General features: G+C 68.6%; 22 protein-coding genes. 8 read left to right on the top strand and 14 right to left on the bottom strand.

The annotated features are described in order from the left end of the window. Positions 1 to 7: 7 nt before the first annotated feature. From A605_RS12270 to A605_RS12280, 3 genes are all read left to right on the top strand, one after another. Entirely contained in the window at positions 8 to 709 is a 702-nt protein-coding gene (locus A605_RS12270; RefSeq protein ID WP_015401823.1) for a metal ABC transporter ATP-binding protein, read from the top strand. Beyond that, entirely contained in the window at positions 709 to 1,692 is a 984-nt protein-coding gene (locus A605_RS12275) for a metal ABC transporter permease (RefSeq protein ID WP_015401824.1), read from the top strand. The genes A605_RS12270 and A605_RS12275 overlap by 1 nt, the downstream gene beginning before the upstream one ends. Before the next feature lie 63 nt (positions 1,693 to 1,755). After that, positions 1,756 to 2,619, top strand: coding sequence for a CE1 family esterase (locus tag A605_RS12280; protein ID WP_015401825.1), 864 nt, complete (start codon positions 1,756 to 1,758; stop codon positions 2,617 to 2,619). Positions 2,620 to 2,744: 125 nt separating this feature from the next. Here A605_RS12280 and A605_RS14870 read toward each other — a convergent pair whose 3' ends face one another. The 7 genes from A605_RS14870 to A605_RS12315 all read right to left on the bottom strand — a co-directional run bounded on the left by A605_RS14870 (position 2,745) and on the right by A605_RS12315 (position 9,036). Further along, a complete protein-coding gene (locus A605_RS14870) occupies positions 2,745 to 3,608 on the bottom strand; it encodes a hypothetical protein (RefSeq protein WP_149029439.1) in 864 nt (287 codons plus the stop codon). 314 nt (positions 3,609 to 3,922) lie between these two features. Next, a complete protein-coding gene (rlmB, locus tag A605_RS12290) occupies positions 3,923 to 4,879 on the bottom strand; it encodes a 23S rRNA (guanosine(2251)-2'-O)-methyltransferase RlmB (RefSeq protein WP_015401827.1) in 957 nt (318 codons plus the stop codon). Between the two features lie 13 nt (positions 4,880 to 4,892). Further along, a complete protein-coding gene (cysS, locus tag A605_RS12295; protein ID WP_015401828.1) occupies positions 4,893 to 6,284 on the bottom strand; it encodes a cysteine--tRNA ligase in 1,392 nt (463 codons plus the stop codon). 63 nt (positions 6,285 to 6,347) lie between these two features. Then, a complete protein-coding gene (gene nagB, locus A605_RS12300) occupies positions 6,348 to 7,151 on the bottom strand; it encodes a glucosamine-6-phosphate deaminase (RefSeq protein ID WP_015401829.1) in 804 nt (267 codons plus the stop codon). A gap of 57 nt (positions 7,152 to 7,208) precedes the next feature. Beyond that, on the bottom strand, positions 7,209 to 7,697 hold the full coding sequence (gene ispF / locus A605_RS12305) for a 2-C-methyl-D-erythritol 2,4-cyclodiphosphate synthase (RefSeq protein WP_015401830.1): 489 nt from the start codon (positions 7,695 to 7,697) through the stop codon (positions 7,209 to 7,211). After that, positions 7,690 to 8,424: a 2-C-methyl-D-erythritol 4-phosphate cytidylyltransferase gene (gene ispD / locus A605_RS12310; protein WP_015401831.1), complete on the bottom strand. Its 735-nt coding sequence runs from the start codon at positions 8,422 to 8,424 to the stop codon at positions 7,690 to 7,692. The genes ispF and ispD overlap by 8 nt, the downstream gene beginning before the upstream one ends. A 27-nt stretch (positions 8,425 to 8,451) precedes the next feature. Next, positions 8,452 to 9,036, bottom strand: coding sequence for a CarD family transcriptional regulator (locus A605_RS12315; protein ID WP_015401832.1), 585 nt, complete (start codon positions 9,034 to 9,036; stop codon positions 8,452 to 8,454). Between the two features lie 294 nt (positions 9,037 to 9,330). Between A605_RS12315 and A605_RS12320 the strand changes: the two genes are divergently transcribed. From A605_RS12320 to disA, 3 genes are all read left to right on the top strand, one after another. After that, entirely contained in the window at positions 9,331 to 9,918 is a 588-nt protein-coding gene (locus tag A605_RS12320; RefSeq protein WP_034990937.1) for a hypothetical protein, read from the top strand. A gap of 100 nt (positions 9,919 to 10,018) precedes the next feature. Further along, positions 10,019 to 11,506: a DNA repair protein RadA gene (gene radA / locus A605_RS12325; RefSeq protein ID WP_015401834.1), complete on the top strand. Its 1,488-nt coding sequence runs from the start codon at positions 10,019 to 10,021 to the stop codon at positions 11,504 to 11,506. Between the two features lie 14 nt (positions 11,507 to 11,520). After that, the gene (gene disA, locus A605_RS12330; protein ID WP_015401835.1) at positions 11,521 to 12,585 is read left to right on the top strand and encodes a DNA integrity scanning diadenylate cyclase DisA; all 1,065 of its coding nucleotides are present in this window, start codon (positions 11,521 to 11,523) and stop codon (positions 12,583 to 12,585) included. Between the two features lie 11 nt (positions 12,586 to 12,596). On the opposite strand, the gene A605_RS12335 is transcribed toward disA, so the two are convergent. Beyond that, positions 12,597 to 13,367 carry a hypothetical protein gene (locus tag A605_RS12335; protein WP_015401836.1) on the bottom strand — a complete coding sequence of 257 codons (771 nt, stop codon included), beginning with the start codon at positions 13,365 to 13,367 and terminating at the stop codon, positions 12,597 to 12,599. Between the two features lie 57 nt (positions 13,368 to 13,424). Beyond that, a complete protein-coding gene (locus A605_RS12340) occupies positions 13,425 to 14,048 on the bottom strand; it encodes a carbonic anhydrase (protein ID WP_027004404.1) in 624 nt (207 codons plus the stop codon). A 64-nt stretch (positions 14,049 to 14,112) separates the two neighbouring features. On the opposite strand from A605_RS12340, the gene A605_RS12345 reads away from it, so the two are divergent. After that, positions 14,113 to 14,994 (top strand): HhH-GPD family protein, encoded by an 882-nt coding sequence (locus A605_RS12345; protein ID WP_015401838.1) that lies wholly within the window; start codon positions 14,113 to 14,115, stop codon positions 14,992 to 14,994. A gap of 13 nt (positions 14,995 to 15,007) precedes the next feature. On the opposite strand, the gene A605_RS15115 is transcribed toward A605_RS12345, so the two are convergent. Together A605_RS15115 and A605_RS12350 are read right to left on the bottom strand one after the other, a co-directional pair. Beyond that, positions 15,008 to 15,178 carry a DUF4236 domain-containing protein gene (locus A605_RS15115; protein WP_015401839.1) on the bottom strand — a complete coding sequence of 57 codons (171 nt, stop codon included), beginning with the start codon at positions 15,176 to 15,178 and terminating at the stop codon, positions 15,008 to 15,010. A 274-nt stretch (positions 15,179 to 15,452) separates the two neighbouring features. Next, a complete protein-coding gene (locus A605_RS12350; protein ID WP_034990906.1) occupies positions 15,453 to 18,170 on the bottom strand; it encodes an ATP-dependent Clp protease ATP-binding subunit in 2,718 nt (905 codons plus the stop codon). Positions 18,171 to 18,560: 390 nt separating this feature from the next. Here A605_RS12350 and A605_RS12355 point away from each other — a divergent pair, with 390 nt between their 5' ends. Then, positions 18,561 to 19,997, top strand: coding sequence for a GuaB1 family IMP dehydrogenase-related protein (locus A605_RS12355; protein ID WP_015401841.1), 1,437 nt, complete (start codon positions 18,561 to 18,563; stop codon positions 19,995 to 19,997). A gap of 94 nt (positions 19,998 to 20,091) precedes the next feature. Here A605_RS12355 and A605_RS12360 read toward each other — a convergent pair whose 3' ends face one another. The 3 genes from A605_RS12360 to A605_RS12370 all read right to left on the bottom strand — a co-directional run bounded on the left by A605_RS12360 (position 20,092) and on the right by A605_RS12370 (position 24,812). Next, positions 20,092 to 21,582 (bottom strand): MDR family MFS transporter, encoded by a 1,491-nt coding sequence (locus A605_RS12360; RefSeq protein ID WP_015401842.1) that lies wholly within the window; start codon positions 21,580 to 21,582, stop codon positions 20,092 to 20,094. Between the two features lie 242 nt (positions 21,583 to 21,824). Further along, on the bottom strand, positions 21,825 to 23,372 hold the full coding sequence (gene cspB / locus A605_RS12365; protein ID WP_015401843.1) for an S-layer protein PS2: 1,548 nt from the start codon (positions 23,370 to 23,372) through the stop codon (positions 21,825 to 21,827). Between the two features lie 1,101 nt (positions 23,373 to 24,473). Continuing rightward, complete coding sequence (locus tag A605_RS12370) at positions 24,474 to 24,812, bottom strand: hypothetical protein (protein WP_015401844.1); 339 nt, start codon at positions 24,810 to 24,812, stop codon at positions 24,474 to 24,476. Positions 24,813 to 25,167: the final 355 nt, after the last annotated feature.

Consider the following 25,167-nt stretch of genomic DNA (forward strand, 5'->3'; position numbering starts at 1 on the left):
CGGCACAATGCTCGTCAGCTTCTCAGACGCCGCGGTGGACCCCCTCTGGTCCGGCCTCGACCTTGACATCGGACCCGGGGAGTTCATCGCGGTACTCGGCCCCAACGGCGTGGGCAAGTCCACCCTGCTGGGCGCCGTCCTCGGCACCCGCCGCCTCACCCGCGGGCAGGTGCGTGTCGACGCCCGCGTGGGCTACATCCCCCAGCAGCGCATGTTCCCCGGCGAGCTGCCCATGCGCGCCCGCGACCTGGCCTCGCTCGCGCTGGCCCACGGCGTCGTGAAGCGGCGTTCCCCGCAGCGTGCGGAGGTCGACGCCCTCCTGGAGTCCGTGGGCGCCGCCGGCCTGGCGGACCGCCGCGTGGGCACCCTGTCGGGCGGCCAGCAGCAGCTCATCCGGCAGGCGCAGGCGCTGGCGAACGACCCGCAGATCCTGCTGGCCGACGAGCCGCTGCTCAGCCTCGACCTGGCGCGTCAGCAGGCGACCGTCGACATGCTCGACCGGCGGCGACGCGAGCACGGAACCTCGGTGCTGTTCGTCACCCACGGCATCAACCCGGTGCTCTCCGTGGTCGACCGGGTGCTCTACCTCGCCCCGGGCGGGCACACGCTCGGCACCGTGGACGAGGTCATGCGCTCGGACGTGCTGTCCCGGCTGTACAACACCCGCGTCGACGTCGTCGAGGTCAACGGCCGGATGGTGGTGATCTGATGGATTTCGCCCAGATGCTCGCCGACACCCAGTACCTGTTCACCGTCGGGTTCGTGCAGCAGGCGCTGCTGGCCTCCGCCATCCTCGGTGTGCTCTCCGGGGTGATGACCCCGCTGATCGTGCTGCGGCAGATGTCGTTCTCCGTCCACGCCACCAGCGAGCTCGCCCTCATGGGCGCGGCCGCGGCCCTGCTCTTCGGGCTCAACATCGGCGGCGGCGCGGTCGTCGGCTCGATCGTCGCCGCACTGCTGCTCGCACTGCTGGGGATGCGCCGGCAGCAGGACAGTGCCATCGGTGTGGTCATGAGTTTCGGCCTCGGCCTGTCCGTGCTGTTCATCCACCTCTACCCCGGCAACTCCTCGACGGCGTTCTCGCTGCTGACCGGCCAGATCGTCGGCGTGTCCGGCACGTCGGTGTGGCTGCTGGGACTGGTGGCCGTGCTCGTGGTGGGCACCGTGTGGCTGTTCTGGCGGCCGCTGCTGTTCGCCTCCGCGGACCCGGTGATGGCGCAGGCGGCGGGCGTGCCCGTGCGCGGTTTCTCCCTGCTCTTCGCGGTACTCGTCGGCCTGACCGCCGCCCAGTCCGTGCAGATCGTCGGCGCACTGCTGGTCATGGCGCTGCTGATCACACCCGGCGCGGCCGCCGTCCAGATCACCTCCTCGCCGGTGAAGGCCGTGGCGTGGTCGGTGCTCTTCGCGGAGATCGCCGCCGTGGGTGGCCTCGTCCTGTCGTTGGCTCCCGGCCTGCCGGTCTCGGTGTTCGTCACGACCATCTCCTTTGTGATCTACCTTCTCTGCCGACTGGTCGGGTGGCGGCGCGGGCGTCGGGCCAGTCGCGACGAGGTGGCCGCGGCCCGGCGTGCGGACGTCGTCGTACCGGCGCCCGCCGGGAACGCCTCCGAGTCCACCGCGGTGCCCGACGACGCGGCCGTCGAGCACTGCCACCCGGAGGATCCGCCGCCCGCGCGTCCGCAGCGGTTGTGATTCAGGACTGTTCGCATCACGTCCCATTGGGCGCAGAGTGAGAGATAAACTACAATCTCTCTCGTGAGTGACGTGGCCACCTATTCCGCCCAGAAACTGACCCTCGAGCACCAGGGACGCGACCGCATCTTCCATGTCGTCGCCCCGACCGAGCGGCCCGAGCACCCGGCGCTGCTGTTCTTCTTCCACGGCTCCCTCCAGTCCGGCCGCGTCGCCCGCACCTTCACCGGGCGCAGCTTCGACGACATCGCCCTGCGCACCGGCACCATCCTCGTCTACCCCGACGGCGTGCACCACCACTTCAACGACGCCCGCCGGGACCTCAACGAGCGCACCCGGCAGCTCCGCGTGGACGATGTCGGCTTCACCGGGAAGATCATCGAACGCATGGTCGCCGACTTTCACGTCGACCGCTCCCGTGTCTACGTCTCCGGTTACTCCAACGGCGGGCAGATGGTCATCCGCCTCCTCCACGACGCGCCCGGTCTGTTCGCCGGCGCGGCCACCTTCGCCGCCACGATGCCCACCCCGGACAACTTCGCCCCGGGCCTGCCGCTGCGCGGGACCGCCCCCACCCCGTACCTGGCGATCCACGGCACCGAGGACACGCTGGTCCCCTACTCCGGCGGTGACGCCGGTTTCGACGCCGCCCGCTCCCGCGGCGCCGTGACCTCCGCGCCGGAGTCAGCCGCCTACTTCGCGGGGCTGAACGGGCTGGATGAGGGGGACCGGACACGCACCCGCTTCGCCGACGACGTCGTGGTGGACGAGTGGTCCCGCGAGGGCCACCCGCCCGTGCAGCTGTGGACCGTCGAGGGCATGGGGCACGTGGTCCCCTCGCCCAAGGAGGTCGACACGCGGCTGGGCACCGGCACGGACTCCTTCGTGGCAGCCGACGTGATGGCGGAGTTCTTCGGGCTGGGGTAGGTCCGCGGTCCGCCGCGGGGCCCGGACGTCGGGCGTCCGGTCATATCCACGCACCAGGGCCGGAAACCCTGCCGTGCGCCGCTCTTCGGGGTTCACCTGCGTGGATTTGCCCCGCTCCCACCCCCTCAGTGCCACGCCAGGCCGCCGGCCTCCCACTGCCGATCTGGGATCGTGTAATTCTGGCGGACGAGGTGCTCGTACATCCTGCACACCTCGCGCACTCCGCTGCCGTCACGGAAGCTGTCCTGGTCGATGCGCACCAGCACCACCCCTTCACGCAGCAGTCTCTTCTGCCGGTGCATCTCCCGACGCCTCACGCTGTCGGGTGCCTCGCCGAACTCCCCCTCGTACTTGCCCCGGCCGTCGTACTCCACCCCCAGTCCGACATCCCCGAAGAAGAAGTCGATGCGACCGATGTCCTCACCGCATAAGTCGTATATCACGGCCTGCTGGTACGGCGCGGGCAGTCCCTTCCGCCACATCGCCACCTTCAGCGCCGATTCCCGTGGGCTCTCCGAGAACGGCGTTGCCAAGGCCGCTGCCCGCCGGGATCTCCCGATCCGGAGCAACGGACCCGCCCACCGCAGCAGCCGCTCCAGGTCCCCCTCGTTGAACCACCCCTGCCGCAGCCCGTGGTCCAGGCCGAGTACCGCGTCCTCCAGGGTGTGCCAGCGGGCGAGGTCGATTCCGGTCTGTGCCGGATGGGTGAGATCCACGGTCCCGAATTCCGTCGGGTAGGCGAGCACGCGGTCCCGCAGGTGGTCAGGCAACGACCGGTAGAGCACCGTTTTCCGGCGCCCCGCTCCCGACCTGCTCTCCCCGGCGAGTTCCACCTGCGGGTTCCGCTCCCTGCCGTTCAGTGGCATGCCGACGATGCGCGCCGCCGTGCGACCGACGACGGCAGAGGACGGTGACGACGCGGCATGTCCGACCACCCACGCCAACCACTGCTTCTCTCGGCTGAGACCGTGGTAGCGCCGGGCATCCATGTAAACCCCCGGAGACACCCTCACCAGTTGTTGTTTCGCATGCAGCCGACCGATGCGGCTGCGTTCGGCCCGCGTCATCCCCGCGGTATGAAGTAACGGCCCCCCGACCTTGCTCATGCCTCCAAGATCGCAGACAATCCGGCAGGGTGCTACTCGGGAGCCTCAGAACCGATCAAATCCACGCAGAGAGGCTGCGAATTCTCGGAGTTCGGGGACTTTTGAAAGGATCTGCGTGGATTTGACCCACCGACCCCACCGGCCCCTCGCCGACCCTCCGCCGACCGCCTCCCCGGGCCCGCACCCGGATCCGGGCCCTATTCCCCGCGCGAAACCGCCGCCCGCCGCTGCCGCGCGAACTCGCTCAGGACCACGCCTGCGGCCACTGACGCATTCAGCGACTCGACCCAGTCGGTCATCGGCACGGACATGATCACGTCGCAGTTCTCCTTGACCAGGCGCGAGATGCCCTTGCCCTCGGAACCGACGACGATGACCACGGGACCGGCGCCGCCGTCGTAGGTGTCCAGGGTGTGTTCGCCACCGGCGTCGAGGCCGACGACCTGGTAGCCGTTCTGCTGGAACTCCTTGATGGTACGGGTCAGATTGGTCGCCCGCGCCACGGGCAGCCGGGCCGCGGTGCCGGCGGAGGTGCGCCAGGCCACCGCGGTCACGGAGGCGGAGCGGCGCTCGGGGATGACCACGCCGTGGCCGCCGAAGGCCGCGACGGAACGGATGACCGCACCCAGGTTGCGGGGGTCGGTGATGTTGTCGAGCACCACGATCATGCCGTCCTCGCCCCGGTCCTTGACCGAGGAGATCAGGTCGAAGACCTCCGTGTACTCGTACGGCGGAATCTGCAGGCCGATGCCCTGGTGCATGCCGTTGCCGGTCATGCGATCCAGCTCGTGGCGCGGCACCTCGATCAGCGGGATGGACCGCGACGCGGCGGTCTGCACGGCCTCGGAGAGGCGGTCGTCGTTGCTGGCGCCCTCGGCGACGTACAGTGCGGTGGCGGGCACACGGGCGTGCAGGCACTCGATGACCGGGTTGCGGCCGACGACGAGTTCGGTGGTGGACTCGCGCGAGTGGCGGCCCTGCGCGCGGCGCTCGGCCTCCTTCTTGCGCTTGTGCGCGACGTGGTAGACGCGGTCCTCGGCCTTCGGCGTCGGACCCTTGCCCTTCAGGCCGCGGCGGATCTGCCCGCCGGAGCCCTTCGCGGCGCCCTTCTTGTTGGTCTTGCGGACACCGGGGCGGCCGTGATTCTTTGCCATGGGGTGGCTCCTTCTAGTTCTTGAGCGACCACTGCGGGCCGTCGGGGGTGTCGGTGACCTCGATGCCGGCGGCCGTGAGGCGGTCGCGCACGGCGTCGGCGGTGGCCCAGTCCTTCTCGGACCGGGCCTCGGTGCGGCGCTGGAGTTCGGCGCGGACGAGGACGTCGAGGGCGGTCAGGGCGTCGTCGCTTGCCGACGCCCCGGTGGCCCAGGTCTCCGACTGCGGGTCGACGCCGAGCACGCCGGTCATGGCGCGCACGGTTCCGGCGATGCGTTCCGCCTCGGCCCGGTCACCGGCGGCCAGGGCGGTGTTGCCGGCACGCACGGCGTTGTGGATTTCGGCGAGCGCCCTGGGTACGGAGATGTCCTCGTCCATGGCCGCCCCGAACTCCGGGGTCCACTCCCCGACCGCCACCTCGCCGACGCGGGCGAGGAAGTCCTCGATGCGGCGGTACCCGGCGGCGGCCTCCTTGAGCGCCTCCTCGGAGTACTCGAGCACGGAGCGGTAGTGGGCGGAGCCGAGGTAGTAGCGCAGTTCCACGGGGCGGACCAGCTCGAGGATGTGCGGCACGGAGAGTACGTTGCCCAGGGACTTGGACATCTTCTCGCCGGCCATGGTCACCCAGTGGTTGTGCATCCAGTAGTTGGCGAAGCCGTCGCCGGCGGCGTGGGCCTGGGCGATCTCGTTCTCGTGGTGCGGGAACTGCAGATCCAGCCCGCCCGCGTGGATGTCGAAGGTGCCGCCGAGGTACCAGGTGGCCATCGCCGAGCACTCGAGGTGCCAGCCGGGACGGCCCTCGCCCCAGGGGGTGGGCCAGGACGGCTCGCCGGGCTTGGCGGCCTTCCACAGGGCGAAGTCCAGCTGGTTGCGCTTGCCGCGGTTGTCCGCCTCGCCCTGCTCCATGTCCTCGACGCGGTTGCCGGACAGCGAGCCGTAGTCGCTGCCCTCGGCGTCGACCCAGGCCTTCACGTCGAAGTAGACGGAACCGTCCACCTCGTAGGCGAAGCCGTTGTCCATCAGTCGCCGCATGTAGGTGACCATCTGGGTCACGTGCCCCGTCGCCCGCGGTTCCACCGACGGCGGGAGCACGCCGAGCTGCTCGTAGGCCCAGGTGAAGGCGCGTTCATGGGTGGACACCCACTCCCACCAGGGACGGCCGTGTTCGGCGGCCCTGGTGAGGATCTTGTCGTCGATGTCGGTGACGTTGCGCACGAACGCGACGTCGAAACCCTTTGCCAGCAGCCAGCGGCGCAGGATGTCGAACGCGACCCCGGAACGCACGTGGCCGATGTGCGGCTGCGACTGCGGCGTGGCGCCACACAGGTACACCGAGGCGTGTCCCTCGCGGACGGGGACGAAGTCGCGGAGCGTGCGGGTGCCGGTGTCGAAGATGCGTAGTGTCACGCCTGCCAGTCTAGACGAGGCCATGGACACCGCCTGCCGCGGTGGCCGCCCCGGCCGGGGCGGTTACTGCGCGTCATCGACCGGCAGACCGTCGTGACCCTGCCAGGACGGGCGGTGGGCCTCGATGTAGCGGTAGTAGTCCTTCTCGCTCAGCAGGGCGCCGGCCTCCTCGTCGACGATGACCGTCGCCCGCGGGTGAAGCTGCAGCGACGAGGCCGGGACCGCGGCGGTCAACGGCCCCTCGGCCAGCTTCTTCACGGCCTCCGCCTTGCCGACGCCCGTGGCCAGCAGCACCGCGTGCCGCGAACGCAGGATGGTGCCCAGCCCCTGGGTCAGGGCGTGGGTGGGCACCTCGTCCTCGGAGTCGAAGAAGCGGGCGTTGTCCGCCACGGTCTGCGGGTGCAGGGTCTCCATGCGGGTCGTCGAGCTCAGCGAGGTCGCCGGCTCGTTGAAACCGATGTGGCCGTTGGTGCCGATCCCCAGCAGCTGGACGTCGACCCCGCCGGCGTCGGTGATCGCGCGCTCGTAGCGCTCTGCGGCCTCCCAGGGCCTCGGATCCGTGCCCTCGGGACTGTGCACGGCGGCGTCGTCGATGTCGATGTGCGAGGTGAACTCGTTGCGGATGGTGTGGTGGTAGCTCTGCACGTGCCCGGGCGGCAGGCCGATGTACTCATCCAGCAGGAACGCCCGGCACCCGGCGAAGCTGAGCTCACCGCGGCGGTGGCGGTCGATGAGCTCGCGGTAGGTGGCCAGCGGTGTCGAGCCGGTGGCCAGACCCAGCACGGCCCCACGCCTGATGTGCGCGGAGAGGATGTCGGCGGCGGTGGCGGCCACCTCATCCGGCGTCGGGCGGATCAGAATCTCCATGGACGCAACTTTATGCCCTGCGCCGGACGCCCACCCGGTCAGGGCGGGGATATGGTGCTACGGCGCCCAGACCACGGCGGTGGCCACAGCCGCACGTCCCTCGCCGCGGCCGGTGAAACCCAGGTGGTCGGTCGTGGTGGCGGAGACGGAAACCGGGGCGCCGAGGATGCCGGAGAGCACCTCCTGGGCCTCCTGACGGCGCGGGCCGACCTTCGGGGTCTGGCCGATGAGCTGGGCGGCGGCGTTGCCGATGACGAAACCGTGTGATTCCAGCAGCTCCCGGCATTCGCGCAGCAGGCGCTCCCCGCTGACCCCGTCGTACTCGGCGCGTCCCACGCCGACGAAGGAGCCGAGATCGCCGAGCCCGGAGGCCGAGAGCAGGGCATCGACGATGGCGTGCGCCACGACGTCGCCGTCGGAGTGGCCCTCGCAGCCGTGCGCGCCGTCGAAGAGGAGGCCGGCGAGCCAGCAGGGTTTTCCCTCCTCGATCCGGTGGGCGTCGGTGGCGATGCCGACGCGGGGGATGATGGGGGCGGGGTCAGTCACTGGGCACCTCGAAGATGGTCGGTTCGGCCTCGTCCGTGATGGTGCGGGCGAGCATCATGTCGATCGGGGTGGTCACCTTGAAGGCCATCGGGTCGCCCTGTACGCAGGTCACGGGCACGCCGTGCCACTCCATCAGCGAGGCGTCGTCGGTGGCGGTGAAACCGGGGTCGGCGGCGGCGAAGTAGGCCTCGTTGGCCCGGCGCAGCCGCGCCAGGTCGAAGCCCTGCGGGGTCTGCACGGCCCGCAGGCGCGACCGGTCGGGCGTGCCGACGACCGTCTGGCGGGCGTCGTCGACCTCCTTGATCGTGTCGGCGACGGGCAGGACCGGGACGGCCGCCGGGGCACCCGCGAGAACGGCGTGGGCCACCCGCGCGATCATGCCGGGCGGGGTCAGCGCGCGGGCGGCGTCGTGGATGAGCACGACGGCGTCGTCATCGGTGATGGCCTGCAGGCCGGCCCACACGGAGTCGGCACGCTCGCCGCCGCCGTGGACGAGACGCACGGGCACCTCACCGTTGTCGAGCACCCCGCGGGTGCGCAGCAGGTCCGCGGCGAAGGCCGCCATGTCGGGGCTGACGAGCACGATGATCTCGTCGACGACCGCGGAGTTGACCATCGCGAGGGCGGAGCGCTCCACCAGGCTGCGGTCGCGCAGCGTGACAAAGGCCTTGGGCACCCTCGCCCCCAGGCGGGTGCCGCGCCCGGCGGCGGCGACGAGGGCGATCACCCTCCGGCTGTCCTCCGCCACGGCGGTCTAGTCGTCGTCCTCGTCATCGAAGGAGAGGTCGTCCAGGTCGACGTCGACGTCGTCCAGGTCCTCCTTCTTCTCCTCGTCGCCGCCGCCCTTGTGGCGCTTGACGGTCTCGTCGACCTGGGCGAGGAACTCGTCGGCCTTCTTGTCGTCGACGGTCTCGGCCAGGGACAGCTCGCCGACGAGAATCTGCCGGGCCTTGCCCAGCATGCGCTTCTCACCGGCGGACAGGCCGCGGTCCTGGTCGCGGCGCCACAGGTCGCGGACGACCTCGGCGACCTTGTTGACGTCACCGGAGGCCAGCCGCTCCTGGTTGGCCTTGTAGCGGCGGGACCAGTTGCCGGCCTCCTCGACGTCGGTCTCGCGCAGCACACCGAAGACCTTCTGCAGGCCCTCCTCGCCGACCACGTCGCGCACACCGACGTGCTCGGCGTTCTTGGAGGGGACGCGCACCACCAGATCGGACTGGTGGATCTGGAGGACCAGATACTCCAGGTTCTCGCCACCCATCTCGCGATATTCGATGTCCGCGATCACGGCTGCGCCGTGGTGAGGGTAGACAACGGTGTCCCCGACCTTGAAATCCATTCCCACTCCCTTGGGTGCTGTTGGTTCGCCGCGGGGCGGTGTTCATGGTGTTCATGGTGTTCCGGACCGCCCTGCGCGTGCACACTGGAACTCGCATTCTACCACGCCCCCCACCAGCACTTTCATCCGGACCCGTGGTCGCCTGGGCCCCGCGGGGGCGGCGGGGACCCGAGGGGGCGCGGGATTCGCCCCCGCATTGCCCCCGCTCCGGATGCGGGCGAGCCCCGGAACTGTGTGGAAGGACGGGAAAGATACTAAGGTTAAGCGGCGAACAACTATATGATCACAGAACTGATGGAGGACGCTCCCGTGAAGTCCCTGAAGTCGGCCGCCCGCCGCGGCGGCATCGTCTCCGCCGCCGCCCTGTCCGCACTGGCGCTGGCATCCTGCTCCGCAGGCCAAGTCACCCAGACCTCCTCGCAGGTCGCCGCCGTGGACGGCGCTCGGGCCGACTCCGAGGACGGTGCGATCGCCGTCCGCGACGTCACCGTGATCGTCGGCGAGGAGGGCGACGCCGCCCTCAAGTTCACGGCCATCAACCAGGACGACGCCGTGCAGACCCACACCCTGGAGTCGATCGAGGTCGACGGCACCGAGGTCCAGCTGGACAACAACGTGCCGCTGGAGCACGAGTGCTCCCTCGTCGGCGCCTCCCAGCCGGTCATCGAGGACATGCCGCAGGCCGAGGAGGTCGACTGCATCTCCTACACCGCCACCTCCCTGCCCAACGACGACTTCGCCGTCGGCGGCAACCTCCCGGTCGTCTTCACCTTCGACTCGGGCACCATCGAGCTGGACGCGACCGTCGATTTCCCGACCCCCCTCGACGCCGGTGAGCTCACCCGCGGCCCGGGCGAGGGCCGCGTGACCGAGGAGCACTGACCCCTCCCAGCCCGCACCCGGATTCCCTGCCACCTGCAGGGATCCGGGTGTTGCGCGTTCTGCGGGAGGTCGTGTCCGGGCCCTGTTCTACAGTGAGGCCATGGCAAAGAAGGCACGCTCCATCCACACCTGCTCCGAGTGCGGATACTCCTCCCCCAAGTGGCTCGGCCGCTGCCCGGACTGCGGCTCCTGGGGCACCCTCGTCGAGTCCGCCGCCGCCCCGAAGGCCGGGGCGGCGGCGAATGCGGCCGTGTCCGGGCAGGTGCCCGCCGGGCTGACGCCGACCGCGCCGGCCACCCCGATCACGCGGGTCGACGCCGTGGCGTCCACCTCCGTGCCCTCCGGCATCGGTGAACTCGACCGGGTGCTCGGCGACGGCGTGGTGCCCGGCTCGGTCGTGCTCATGGCGGGTGAACCGGGCGTCGGCAAGTCCACCCTCCTGCTGGAGGTCGCCTCCCGCTGGGCCTCCCAGCCCGACGCCGAGGGGGCGGACACGCGCAAGGCGCTGTACGTCACCGCCGAGGAGTCCGCGGGGCAGGTGCGCGTGCGCGCGGAGCGCACCGGGGCACTCAAGGACACCCTCTACCTGGCGGCCGAGTCGAACCTGGACATCGTCTTCGGCCACGTGGAACAGCTCAAACCCTCCCTGCTGATCGTCGACTCGGTGCAGACGATGCACGCCTCCGGCGTGGAGGGCGTGGCCGGTGGCGTGGCCCAGTCCCGCGCGGTGACCGCGGCGCTGACCACCCTGGCCAAGACCTCCGGCATCCCCGTCCTGCTCGTCGGGCACGTGACCAAGGACGGCAATGTCGCCGGCCCGCGCGTGCTCGAACACCTGGTCGACGTCGTCCTGAACTTCGAGGGCGACCGCCAGTCGAGCCTGCGGATGCTGCGCGGCATCAAGAACCGTTTCGGCGCCACCGACGAGGTCGGCTGCTTCGAGCAGACCGGCGAGGGCATCCGGGAGGTGCCGGACCCGTCGGGACTGTTCCTCTCCCACCGCGGCATGACCCCGGACGGCTCCGCCGTCACCGTCGCCATGGACGGGGTGCGCCCCATCCTCGCCGAGGTGCAGTCCCTGACCGTCGACCCCGTGGCCAAGAACCCGCGGCGCGTGGTCACCGGGCTGGACTCGAACCGGGTGCCGATGATCCTGGCCGTCCTGCAGGCCCGCGCCGGGGAGCGCTCCAACGAGAAGGACGCCTACGTGGCCACCGTGGGCGGGGTGCGCATCACCGAGACCGCCACGGATCTGGCCGTCGCGCTGGCCACGTGGTCCTCGCTGCACGAGCAGCCGCTGCCGCCCAAGACCGTGGTCATCGGCGAGGTCGGGCTGGCCGGGGAGCTGCGGCGGGTGCCCAACCTGGAACGCCGACTCACGGAGGCCGCCCGCCTGGGCTACGAACGCGCGATCGTCCCCGACGGCGGGGAGACCACGGTGAAGGGCATGCACGTCACCCAGGTGTCCACCCTGCGCGACGCCATCGCCGCCGTGACCCCCGGGGGCGGGAGCGGTGGCGACCCGCGACGAAACACACGCAACAGGCGCAACATTGACACCACACGCACCACGGCTACCGCGGGATAGTAACCTGGGTGCCCATGAGCGATTCCGCGACGTCGTCGGCCACCCTGCGTGAGGCCCTGCAGCAACTCGCCCCCGGCACCGCCCTGCGCGACGGCCTGGAACGCGTTCAGCGCGGCCGCACGGGCGCCCTCATCGTCCTGGGCGACGCCGACGAGGTCATCTCGCTGTGTGACGGCGGCATCGAGTTCGACGTGCCCTTCGCCCCCACCCGCCTGCGCGAGCTGTCCAAGATGGACGGCGCGGTGATCCTGTCCACCGACGGCACCCGCATCCGGCGGGCCAACGTCCAGCTCATGCCGGCGCCGACCTACCCCACCAACGAGTCGGGCATGCGGCACCGCACCGCCGAGCGCACCGCCCTGCAGTCGGGACGGCCCGTCATAGCGGTGAGCCAGTCGATGAACGTGATCACCCTCTACGTCGAGGGGATGCGGCGCGTGCTCGTGGAGCCGGAGATGATCCTCACCCGCGCCAACCAGGCGATCGCCACCCTGGAGCGGTACCGCTCCCGGCTCGACGTGGCCAACCAGCGGCTGTTCGTCTCCGAGGTCAACAATTACGCCACCGTGGCCGACGCCGTGAACGTGCTCCAGCGCGAGCTGCTGGTCAAGCGGGTCGCGCTCGACATCGACGAGGACGTCCTCGAGCTGGGCACCAGCGGCCGCCAGCTCGACCTGCAGCTGACGGAACTGCGCGGCGACAATGACCGCGAGATCGAGATGCTGCTGCGCGACTATCTGGTCTCGGCGGGCCCGCCCTCGGACGAGGCCGTCGCCGAGGCGCTCGCGTCCCTCGACGAGCTGCCCGACGCCGACCTGCTCAAGCCGGCGAACGTCGCTCGCATCCTGGGACTGCCCGCCACCGAGGAGTCGCTCAGCCAGTGGATCGTGCCCCGCGGCTACCGGGTGCTCGCCCGCATCCCACGGGTGCAGATGTTCCTGATGAACAAGATCATCGCCGTCTTCGACGACCTCAAGGCACTGCTGAAGGCCGACGAGGGGGATATCGCGGCCGTCGACAACGTGGGCGAGCTGTGGGCCCGCCACGTGCACGAGGGACTCGGCCGACTACGCCGCTAGCCCGTGGCCCCTCAGCCCAGGTTGAAGGAGTGGGCGTTGGAGGGGTTCTGGCCGATCACGCCGTGGAGGTAGTAGCTGCCGTCCGGCACCGGCTGGCGGTTGTTGCACTGTCCGGGCGCGGAGCCCAGGCGCGACCACACGGCCTCGAAGTGGCGCTCCTCGCCGGCCGGGAAGGTGCGGGTGCCGTCCTCCACGGAGGGGTAGCAGTCGGTGTCCGCCCACATCCGCTGGTTGGTCTTCATGTCGTAGACCTCGAAGCGCAGGACGTTGTCGTCGAGATTGATCTCGCAGTCGGCGGCGGTGGGATTGTCCACCGTCATGTAGAAGGTCGGCTGCACGTCGGGCGCGTAGGAGGGCTGGTCGCTGGTGGCGGTGATCCGCAGGTCGGACAGCCCGCAGGAGTCCTTGGGCTCCGTGGTCGCCTCCGGGGAGGTGGTCTCCGAGCTGGCCGAGGCCTCCGAGCTCTCGGAGCTTTCCACGGCCGCGGAGGATTCGGTGTCGGTGGTGTCGGTGGTCTCGGCGGGATCGGCGCCCCCGACGGCCTCGACGGTCTCGGTCGTCTCGTCGGCCGCCGCGCTGGCCGCGGAGGCGTCGGAGGCGGGGCTGGCCTCGGCGGTCGTCGTGGGGGCCGGGGAGGTGCCGCCCTCGTCGTCGGATCCGCGGTTCAGGGCCACCAGGCCCCACACGAGCAGGGCCACGAGCACGAGAATGATCACCGCGGCGGCGACGCGGCGGCGGACGTAGATCTCTTCGGGGAGACGCTGATTCCTGCGGTTGCTCACATCCCCCACTCTAAAACCTGCCCGGCCCCACCAGCGGGAACCGGGCTGCCCGCGTGTCTACTCCACGCCGTAGGTGACCACGGTCTCGGCGCAGCCGTCGGACAGGCGGTAACGCAGGCCGACGGCACCGATGCGGCCGTCGTTGAGCCGTTCACGCAACTGCGGGACGCGCGTCATCAGCTGGTTGACGGTCTCGGTGACGTTCTGCCGCTCATAGTCGACAATTCCGCTCATGCCCTGGGAGCGGGCCTCGAGAATCGACGGCGCGACCTTCTCCACGAGCACGCGCTGGAAACCGCTGGGGATCGCGTCGCCCTCGAGCGCGGCGGCCGTGGCCTTCACGGCGCCGCAGGACTCGTGGCCCATCACCACGACGAGGTCGACGTCGAGGGCCTCGATCGCGAACTCGAGGGAACCGAGGACGGCCTGGTCGATGATCTGCCCGGCGGTGCGGATGACGAACAGGTCGCCCAGTCCGACGTCGAAGACCAGCTCGACGGGCACGCGGGAATCGGAGCAGGACAGCACGACGGCGCGGGGGCTCTGCCCGGTGCGCAGCGCGACCCGGCGCGTGGAGTCCTGGTTCGGACGCTCCTCCCGGTGGGTGACGAAGCGCTCGTTACCCGCCTGCAGTGCTTCCCAGACGGCCTGGGGGTTTTTCTCGACCTGTGACATTGGCATGCCCCCATTGTTCCACCGGCCGAACCATCGGGTGCACAAGGGGGACCACTACACTGGTCGCACCATGTCCAGTTCCCTGCAGCAGCGCCTGATCACCTGGTTCACCGCCCACTCCCGCCCCCTGGCGTGGCGGGAGCCCGGCACCTCCGCCTGGGGGGTGCTCCTCAGCGAGGTGATGAGCCAGCAGACCCCGGTCGCCCGGGTGGAACCCGTGTGGCGGGAGTGGATGGACCGGTGGCCCACCCCGGCCGATTTCGCCGCCGCCTCCCCCGAGGAGGTGCTGCGGGCCTGGGGCAGGCTCGGTTACCCGCGGCGGGCACTGCGGCTGCTCGAGTGCGCCAGGGCCGTCGTGTCGCGTCACGACGGCCGCGTGCCCGAGGACGTCGATGAGCTGCTGGCTCTGCCCGGCATCGGCGACTACACCGCGCGCGCCGTCGCCTGCTTCGCCTACGGGCACAACGTGCCGGTGGTGGACACCAACGTCCGCCGCGTGCACCGCCGTCTCATCGAGGGCCGGTTCCTGGCCGGCACGGCGTCGAAACGCGAGCTGGCGCAGGTCGCCGAGCTGCTGCCCGAGGGCGGGGACGGCCCGCGGTTCTCGGTGGCCATGATGGAGCTGGGCGCCCTGGTGTGCACGGCGAAGAACCCCGTGTGCGGGATGTGCCCGGTGCGCGGGGACTGCGCCTGGGTGCAGGCCGGCAGCCCCGCCCCCAGCGAGGAGGAGCAGGCCGCGGCGAAGAAGCGGGTGCAGAAGTTCGCGGGTACCGACCGGCAGGTGCGCGGCCTGATCATGGGCGTGCTGCGCTCCGCGGAACACCCGGTTCCGCAGGCGGAGATCGACGTGGTGTGGCCGGACGCGGCGCAGCGCTCGCGGGCCCTGTTCTCCCTGCTGGAGGACGGTCTGGCGGAGCAGGACGGGGCGGGCCTGTTCCACCTGCCCCGCTGAGGGCGTCTACTTTCTACTTCCAGCGGCCGCGGAAGTTGAAGCCGCCGGGCAGCCGCACCCGCAGACCGCTGCGGCTGTTCAGGGTGACCGGACCGACCTTCGTCGACGCCGAGGCACCCGAGCGGGAGAGGTTCAGCCAACTGTTCCTGCCGATCTTCTTGCGCTTGCGGAAACTGAAACCCACGGCCGGTGCTCCTTCGGTGATCGTTGGCGGGGATGGTGCCTCCACCTTATGGGACCGGGGCGATCGTAGGGGGCAGTCTCGCGTGGTGGTTGCCGTCGTGGTCTGCGTCGACAGCGCCCCGTTGTGGGGCACCTGCTCCCCGCCCGAGGAGCGGAACGTGAAACCCCGGCGGCCCCACACAGACGGACAGCTCCCCTTCCCGATGATTCGGGAAGGGGAGCTGTTCGATGGTCGGACGGGCGGAGAGCTTCACGACTCCCGTGGGAGGCGTCAGCTACTGCTGCGCCGCACCGCCGCCTGCGCCACCGGTCTCACCGGGGCCGAAGCCCGAGCGCGGCGCCTCGATGCTGGAGACCCGGTCGCCGTCGGCCTCGTCGTAGCTCTCCTCGAGCTTGTCGATGTCCTCCGGGGAGAGGTCCCCGAAGTCCTCCTCCGGCAGCGGCTTCGGACGCGGGGTGAAGGTGAACTTCGCGCTGTCGGCGTCCTTGGACTCGTCGTCCCAACCCTCGACGTCGACCGTGACGATCTCGCCGGCACCGAGCTCGCCGAAGAGGATCTTCTCGGACATGGTGTCCTCGATCTCGCGCTGGATGGTGCGACGCAGCGGACGGGCACCGAGCACCGGGTCGAAGCCACGCTTGGCGAGCAGGTTCTTGGCCTTGTCGGTGAGCTCGACGGCCATGTCCTTCTCGGCCAGGGCCTTGGACACGCGGCCGATGAGCAGCTCGACCATCGCGACGATCTGCTCCCGGGTGAGCTGGTGGAAGACCACGATCTCGTCGATACGGTTGAGGAACTCGGGGCGGAAGTGCTTCTTCAGCTCGTCGTTGACCTTGTTCTTCATCCGGTCGTACTGGGCGTCGGAGTCCGTCTCGTTGGAGCCGGTGAAGCCCATGCCGACAGCCTTCGAGATGTCCTGGGTACCCAGGTTCGAGGTGAAGATGAGCACGGTGTTCTTGAAATCGACCACGCGGCCCTGACCGTCGGTGAGACGGCCGTCCTCGAGCACCTGCAGGAGGGTGTTGTAGATCTCCTTGTGCGCCTTCTCGATCTCGTCGAAGAGGACCACGGAGAACGGCTTGCGGCGGACCTTCTCGGTCAGCTGGCCGCCCTCCTCGTAACCGACGTACCCGGGGGGAGCACCGAACAGACGCGACGCGGTGAAGCGGTCGTGGTACTCACCCATGTCGATCTGGATGAGGGAGTCGTCGTCACCGAACAGGAACTCCGCCAGCGCCTTCGACAGCTCGGTCTTACCGACACCGGACGGGCCGGCGAAGATGAAGGAGCCGGAGGGGCGCTTCGGGTCCTTCAGGCCGGCACGGGTGCGGCGGATGGCCCGGGAGACCGCCTTGACCGCGTCGTCCTGGCCGATGATGCGCTTGTGGAGCTCATCCTCCATGTTGAGCAGTCGGTTGGACTCGGACTCGGTGAGCTTGAAGACCGGGATACCGGTCCACGCGCCGAGCACCTCGGCGATCTGCTCCTCGCCGACCTCGGCGATCTCCTCGAGATCACCGGAGCGCCACTGCTTCTCCTTCTCGGAACGCTCCTCGCCCAGCTTGCGCTCCTTGTCGCGCAGGCCGGCGGCCTTCTCGAAGTCCTGGGCGTCTATCGCCGCCTCCTTCTCGCGGCGAACGTCGGCAATGCGCTCGTCGATCTCGCGCAGACCCTCGGGGGCGGTCATACGCTTGATGCGCATGCGGGCACCGGCCTCGTCGATGAGGTCGACGGCCTTGTCCGGCAGGAAGCGGTCGTTGATGTAGCGGTCGGCGAGCTGGGCGGCCGCGGTCAGTGCACCGTCGGTGATGGACACGCGGTGGTGCGCCTCGTACTTGTCGCGCAGCCCCTTGAGAATCTCGACGGACAGCTCGACGGACGGCTCCGGGACCTGGACCGGCTGGAAGCGGCGCTCCAGGGCGGCGTCCTTCTCGATGTGCTTGCGGTACTCATCCAGGGTGGTCGCACCGATGGTCTGCAGCTCGCCACGGGCCAGCTTCGGCTTCAGCAGCGACGCAGCGTCGATGGCGCCCTCGGCGGCACCGGCACCGACGAGGGTGTGGATCTCGTCGATGAACAGGATGATGTCGCCGCGCTGGTTGATCTCCTTGAGGACCTTCTTCAGGCGCTCCTCGAAGTCACCGCGGTAGCGGGAGCCGGCGACCAGGGAACCCAGATCCAGGGAGTAGACCTGCTTGTCCTTCAGGGTCTCCGGCACCTTGCCGTTGACGATGTCCAGGGCCAGGCCCTCGACGACGGCGGTCTTGCCGACGCCCGGCTCGCCGATGAGCACCGGGTTGTTCTTGGTGCGGCGGGAGAGGACCTGCATGATCCGCTCGATCTCCTTGCCGCGGCCGACGACCGGATCCAGCTTACCGTCCTTGGCGGCCTGGGTCAGGTTGCGGCCGAACTGGTCGAGCACCAGCGAGTTGGAGCGCTCGCCGGCGCCACCCTGGCCGGCCTGGCCGCCACGTGCGGCACCGGTGCCGGCGCCGATCGGGCCACCACCCTGGCCACCGCCCTGCGGGGACTCCGGGTTGCTGCCCTGGCCGCCCTCGTAACCGGAGAGCAGCTGGATGACCTGCTGGCGCACGCGCGGCAGGTCGGCACCCAGCTTGGTGAGCACCTGGGCGGCCACGCCCTCCCCCTCGCGGATCAGGCCGAGCAGCAGGAACTCGGTGCCGATGTACTTGTGACCCATCTGGAGGCCCTCACGCAGGGAGAGCTCGAGGACCTTCTTGGCGCGCGGGGTAAAAGGAATGTGACCGGTGTGCGGCTGGCTGCCGTGTCCGATGATTTCCTCGACCTCGCGGCGGACGTCCTCCAGGGAGATACCCATGGACTCCAGAGCCTTGGCCGCCACGCCCTCACCCTCGTGGATGAGGCCGAGCAGGATGTGCTCCGTGCCGATGTAGTTGTGGTTAAGCATCCGCGCTTCTTCCTGTGCCAGGACGATAACGCGGCGTGCACGGTCCGTGAACCTCTCGAACATGTCGTTCCCCTAACCTTTTGGCCTAACTTGTCACTCACTCTAACGCGCGAGTGGCCCCAGAAATTTGCTCCTGGACCCGTCAAATCCCAGAAAAGGGCCATCTCCCCTGGTCAAAGGTTTGTACGCCGGTAGCGAACAACGGATTTCGAATTAGATTCAGGGCCCGGAACCGGCATCTTCCGGGCGGATGAAGGACACCGCCTGACGTGCCGCGGGCGCAGAGTGGCCACCGGTGCCGCGTCCGCCCCCTGGGCCACCGCCCCAACCCTTTCCCCTGTGCCACACCGCAGCACGAAATTCCCGCACCCGTCCCCACCCGCCGATCGCCCGCGATGCGTAACGTCGACGGCGAGCGAATTCCTCTCGACGACAGAGACGAAAGAGGCAGCGATGCGTTTTCTCGACGATTCCACCCCACCCTATGAGCTGACCTACGCCGATGTGTTCATGGTGCCCTCACGCTCCGACATCGGTTCCCGCATGTCGGTCGATCTGTCCACCCCGGACGGCACGGGCACGACCATCCCCCTGGTGGTGGCCAACATGACGGCGGTCGCCGGTCGCCGGATGGCCGAGACCATCGCCCGGCGCGGCGGCGTCGCCATCCTCCCGCAGGACGTGCCCGCGGAGATCGCGGCCGAGACGATCGCCAAGGTCAAGAGCGCCCACCTGGTCTTCGACACCCCGATCACCATCAAGCCGCACCACACCGTCGGCTACGCGCGCAACCTGCTGTACAAGCGCGCCCACGGTGCCGCGGTCGTCGTGGATGACGACAAGCCGGTCGGGCTGATCACGGGCAAGGATCTGCGGAGCGTCGACAACTTCACGCAGGTCGGCACCCTGATGTCCACCTCACTGCTCACGCTTCCCGAGGACATCGAACCACGCGAGGCGTTCACCCGCCTGCGTGAGGCCAGCCGCAAGCTGGCGCCGGTCGTCGACACCCGGGGCGACCTCAAGGGCATCCTCACCCGTGCCGGTGCGCTGCGTGCCACCATCTACACCCCGGCGACCGACGCGAAGGGCCGGTTGCGCGTCGGCGCGGCGATCGGCATCAACAGCGACATCGAGCGCAGCGTCCGCACGCTTCTCGACGCCGGCGCCGACGTCCTCGTCGTCGACACCGCCCACGGCCACCAGGAGTCGATGATCTCCGCGCTGAAGCGTGTGCGCGCCATGGATGTCGACGTCCCCGTGGTCGCCGGCAACGTGGTCACCGCGCAGGGCGTGCGGGATCTGGTCGAGGCGGGCGCGGACATCGTCAAGGTCGGTGTCGGGCCCGGCGCGATGTGCACCACGCGCATGCAGACCGGCGTGGGCCGCCCGCAGTTCAGCGCGGTCGTGGAGTGCTCGGCGGCCGCCCGGGAACTCGGCGCGCACGTCTGGGCCGACGGCGGGGTGCGCGATCCGCGCGACGTCGCCCTGGCCCTGGCGGCCGGCGCCTCCAACGTGATGGTGGGTTCCTGGTTCTCCGGCACCTTCGAGTCCCCGGGGGACCTGCACTTCGAGTCCGACGGCCGGATGTACAAGGATTCCTTCGGCATGGCCTCGCGACGGGCCGTCGAGAACCGCAACGCGGACGTCGAGGCGTTCGAGCGGGCCCGGCGCGCCATGTTCGAGGAGGGCATCTCCTCCGCCCGCATCTACCTGGACCCGAAGCAGGGCGGCGTGGAGGACCTGGTGGACCAGATCACCTCGGGTGTGCGTTCCTCCTTCACCTACGCCGGCGCCGACTCCATCGAGGCCTTTCACGAGCGCGCGGTCATCGGGGTGCAGTCGCTGGAGGGCTACGCCGAGGGCAAGGCCCGCGAGACGCGGGGCTAGCGCCCCGAGGGGACACGGTTTCACCCGGACAAGAACGACCCCGTTCATTCCCGGTGATCAGGAATGGACGGGGCCGTGCCGTTTCAGTCGCGGATCACACGGCCCGAGGAGCGCCCTCGTCCGCCTCGTCCGCGGTGGCCGGCACCTGTTGCTCCACCGGCTCCTGCACGCGGGTGACGAAGAAGGAACCGATCAGGGCGAAGATCGCGATCACCCCGGCGAGGATGAAGGCCGAGCGGGTACCCGTGGCGGTGGCCTCCGCGGTCGTCCGCCCCGCCTCCGACGCCAGCCCAGTGCCGATGGACAGCGCGGCGATCATGGCGGCGGTACCGGCGGCACCGGCCAGCTGCTGCAGGGTGTTCAGGATGGCGGAGCCGTGGCTGTACATGTGCGCGGGGACCGAGCCGAGCGCGGTGGTCATCAGCGGGGTCATCATGAGGGCCAGGCCGATGGAGAAGCAGATGTGCATGGCCACGACGATCCAGGTGGGCGAGTCCGTGCTCAGCGTGGTCATCCACCACACCGTCGCGGTCATGAGGATGGCGCCGGGGATCAGGATCGGGCGCGGGCCGACCGCGTCGTAGAGTCGGCCGATCAGCGGGGCCGCCAGCCCCTGCAGGAGACCACCCGGCATCACGACCAGGCCGGTGACCAGGGCACTGACCCCGAGCGCGGTCTGCAGGTAGATCGGCAGGACCATGATGGTGCCCAGCAGGGAGCCCATCGCCAGCAGCACCACGACCAGGGAGACGGTGAAGTTGCGGATCCGGAAGGGGCTCAGATCCAGCAGCGCCCGGTCCTTCTTCCCCAGGCCGATCTGGCGCCAGACGAAGCCCACCAGGGCGAACACGCCGACGATGATCGCGGTGATGGCGGCGGTTCCCTCCCCCTCGATGATGGAGGACATGGAGCTCAGTCCGTAGACCAGGCCGCCGAAGGCCGCGGCGGAGAGGATGACCGAGGGCACGTCGAACGGGGAGGTCCGGGTCTCGCCGATGTTGCGGATGATGGAACCGCCGGCGATCAGGGCGAGCAGCGCGATCGGCAGCATGACCCAGAACAGCCAGTGCCAGCTGAGCGAGTTGAGGATGAAGCCGGAGACCGTCGGGCCGATGGCGGGTGCCACGGAGATGACGATCGCGATGATGCCCATGACGGTGCCGCGGCGCTCCGGCGGGATGACGGTGAGCGCGACGGTCATCAGCAGCGGCAGGACCAGCGCGGTGCCGGCGGCCTGGATGACACGGGCGCCCAGCAGCACGCTGAAGGCGGGGGCGATGGCCGCGACCAGGGTGCCGACGGCGAACAGGCTCAAGGCGGTGAGGAAGATCGCCTTGGTGGTGAAGCGCTGCAGCAGGAAACCGGTGGTCGGGATGACCACGGCCATGGTGAGCATGAAGCCGGTGGTCAGCCACTGTGCCACGTCCGCGCCGACATTGAAGTCCGACATGATGGCCGGCAGCGCCACAGACAGGATGGTCTCGTTGAGGATCATCACCATCGCCGAGATGACCAGTACCGACAGTACGATCTTGACCTCGCGGGGGATCACGGGCGGTTGCCCGGTGGGGGATCCGGTGTTCATGTGGGAAATGGGACCTTCCGGAGATAACGGATAAGGGAAACCTCACTATGCTGCCACCCGCGGTGCCGTCCTTCAACTCGGGCGCCCCACCTGTGCTTATCGACGCCGCGTCGCACCCACCCCGCAGGAATACGCGCGGGTGGTGTCTCCTATATATATAGGAACGCGAAAACAGCCCGTCCAACTGGACGGGCTGTTTCGTGAAACCGTTGTTCCGTGGGGCGGTTCAGCGCCCAGTCAGATTAGCGGTTCAGGTTCAGGAAGTTGGAGACGAACGGGAAGGCGGCGGCGATCAGGCCGACGACGCCGGCCAGGGCGGCGAAGATGCCCAGGCCACCGACGGAGGAGCCCTCAGAGGAACCCTCGTTGACGTCGTCGTCGTCGTTGTCGTCACCGTTGTTGTTGCCGTTGTCCTTGCCGGCCTCCTCGCGGGCCTTGGCCAGCTCCTCAAGGGCCTTGGCGATCCGCTCCTCACGCTCAGCGGCCTCCTTGGCCTGACGCGCAGCCTCCTCGGCGGCGGCCTTCTCAGCCTCTCGCTCTGCCTCACGCTCGGCGACCTCGTCGGCAGCCTTCTGATCGAGCAGCTCGACACGGGAGAGCTCGTTCTGCCAGACGGTGGCGTTCGCGAAGATCTTGGAGTAGCTCTCGGACGCGAAGGTCAGGTGCTCGCGGTAAATCTGGAAGCGACCGTCAGCGTTGTTGCCCAGGTCGGTCCACCAGGCGTCGTGGCCGAAGTAGGTCTCACGATCAGCCTCATCGAGGAAATCGAGGTTCATGCTCAGGCCGTTGAGCAGCGGGCCATTCGGAGCGAGCAGAGCGGTGTAGAGACCCCGCAGGGACTGCTCGTCGTTACCCACCAGCGTGTCATTATCACCGTACAGCTCGACCTGGCGGGCGGCGGTGCGGAAGGTGGCTTCGACAACGCGGAGGGTGTCGCGCTGAGCAGTGGCGCGCTCCAGGTAGAGCTGGCGAACCAGGACGTCGGAACGCTGGGCCTCACGGTTGGTGTCGATGGCCTCCTGGTAGACACCCTCGATGGCGGCCACCTGAGCATCAACCTCCTCCTTCAGAACGTCGAGGGCGGCCATGTGCTCGCGAGTGACGCGGTTGTAGCGGTCGTCAATCTGCCACTCACCAGCGGTCTCGTACTGGGTGTTGATGTCGTCCCGCAGCTCGAGCAGATCGCGGTAGGCGGCAGCCAGGTCAGACTCGGAGTGGCCGATACCACCGGTGGTGTACAGGGCCTCAAAGTCCCAGAACTCCTCGCCCTGGTACCGGTTGGCCTCGTTGGTGGCCTCGATCAGCGGGTTCACCACATCTCGGGTGTCATCCAGGGCACCACGCAGGGCGTTCCATGCGTTGGTGGCAGTGTGGTCGGCCTGCAGAGCGAACGCGACAGACTGACGGGCCTTGGTGATGTTCTCTGCCGAGGTGGCGAGCTGAGCGGCAGCGTCAGCGCGGGCGCCCTCGAAAGCGGCCTGAGCAGCTTCCTCGGACGGGTCGAAGCCGGCCTCACCGGTCTCAAGGTAGGCGCGGACGATGTCGCGGACACCGTCGGCACGATCCCAGCCACGGAGGTAGTCACCAGTGGCGTCGGTCAGCTCACGCAGCTCGTTCTCGTCGATGTTCTGCGGGTCGGCGGAGACGGCGGCGGAGCCATCCTCGACGGTGAACTGTGCAGTGGCAACCTGGGCGTCCTGCGCCATGGCCGGGACGGCCAGGCCGGAGACACCGGTGGCGACAGCGATGGCACCTGCGAGAGCCGCGGTGCGGATGCGGTTCTTGATCATTGGAGTGGTTCTCCTCGTTGGTCATCTGTGGGAAGTGCAAACCACCCGGGATTGGCCCGTGGTGACCCGCTGGGGCGCGACAATCGACAGTGAGACGTTTTACGGGACGTGTTCCATGTCGTGCTTGGTGCTTCGGTCCAGCAACCTGTCGCTGCCCGAACTATAAGGCAGCCAAAGGGGTCCCGCCAGCTTTTTCTAAGGTTTCTCTTCGAGCCTGAACATCACCTGCCTGAGAAAAATTACGAGAATATTACGCCCGTTACCTGCAGCTGGACGGCTTCAGCCTCCCCCGGAAGGGTCCGAAAAACTTCCCGCGGAACCTCCCTAATGTGGGGGTAATTTCACGCCGCAAGCAATGGGATTCCGAGTGAAATTCCACTCCCATCCACTGTCTGATTCTGAAAAAGAAGAGGTCAAGGCGCTAATTGGACAATCTCCCCCTTCCCCGAAAGTACTTAGCAAGTTGTTCCCCAAAAGTCACACCATAGGCCCCCCGATAACCAAAAGCATCCAAAGGCCAGCGATAGATAGTGGGCCAATTCCTGCAAATATCACCTTCACAAAACAGCAGGTCCAGAGAAAAACAAGGTCATCAGCTGTAAAACATTACAAAACCCAGAAATTAGCGACCTTAACGAAAATACTCAGAAAGTCCGTTACTTTTCTGTGGCATGGTGTATATAAATCACAGCCCTAACGGTTCTAGACCTTGGAAAAACCTTGGAGTCTAGAGCGGCGTTCTCTACGCCCCGCTCCAGGCCTCTCCCCTCCGGTTTCAATCCACCATGACCACAGCTCCGGTCCCGCGTCCCGCATCCCGCCACTGCGTCAGGACACCGGGGATCGTCGGTACCCGGTCCCTGCAAAATCTGGCCCGGAGTGCCGGAAACGTACAACACCACGTGCTCGGGCGCGTCATGAGAACGCAGGCGGAAGGCTTCCGGGCCGAAAGCCGGGACCCCCGGTCCTCAAAGCGCGCCCCAGTGAAGATCCGGCAATGGAGTCATGACGATGGCGGACAGGAAAGCGTCCCACCGCCGGCCCGGCGTGTGCGGGGCGGCGATAGGGCGTTGAAATTCGTACGCGGGATGGGCGGGGAAACTACATCGCCTGCCCGGCGGCCGTCCCAGCGGATGCGGTGGCGAAGTGACCGCTCAACAGACTCGACGTCCACCTTGCGGTCTCCTGCGTGGTCGAGCCGGACTCTACGACGACCTTCGGTATGTGCGGGAGCGGGCCCATGAACACCGGGGCGATGACCGCCGCGCCGTCGAACCGCTGCGGCATGTTCATGATCGCGGAGCCGTGAGCACAGAAATCCATCGGCAGTGGGGTCATGACGGGGGTCATGCCGATATTGAAGATGATGATGGCGCTGAGCAGGCCGACGGAGGTGTCCTCCGTGATAGTGAAGACAAGCCATCCCTGGGAGACCATCATGAGCAGGGGTGCCGGGGATGGCCACCGGACGGAGACCCGCCTTGCCGTAGATGCGGCCGATGGGCGGGGAGAACGCATCCCGGAGGAGAGCACCGGGCAACATGAACAGGCACACGAGCACGATGGGGACCTTGACCCGGGACAGGTATTTCCGGGGCAGCGCATGGGGGCAAAGGCCGGACGGGATGGGACGGACCGCCGGGACCACCGAGGCGACCCCGGCGTTCACGCTCATCTTCGTGTCTCACTTCTCGAACGCGAGCAGAGTCAAAGGGCACGGTCATCAACAGCGGCAGCCCAATCACCGGACCGCCGACCTGAAGGTGCCCGACCAGCAGGGCCCCAGGAGACCGCG

Origin of the sequence: Corynebacterium halotolerans YIM 70093 = DSM 44683, assembly GCF_000341345.1 — a bacterium.
Classification (GTDB): Bacteria; Actinomycetota; Actinomycetes; order Mycobacteriales; family Mycobacteriaceae; genus Corynebacterium; species Corynebacterium halotolerans.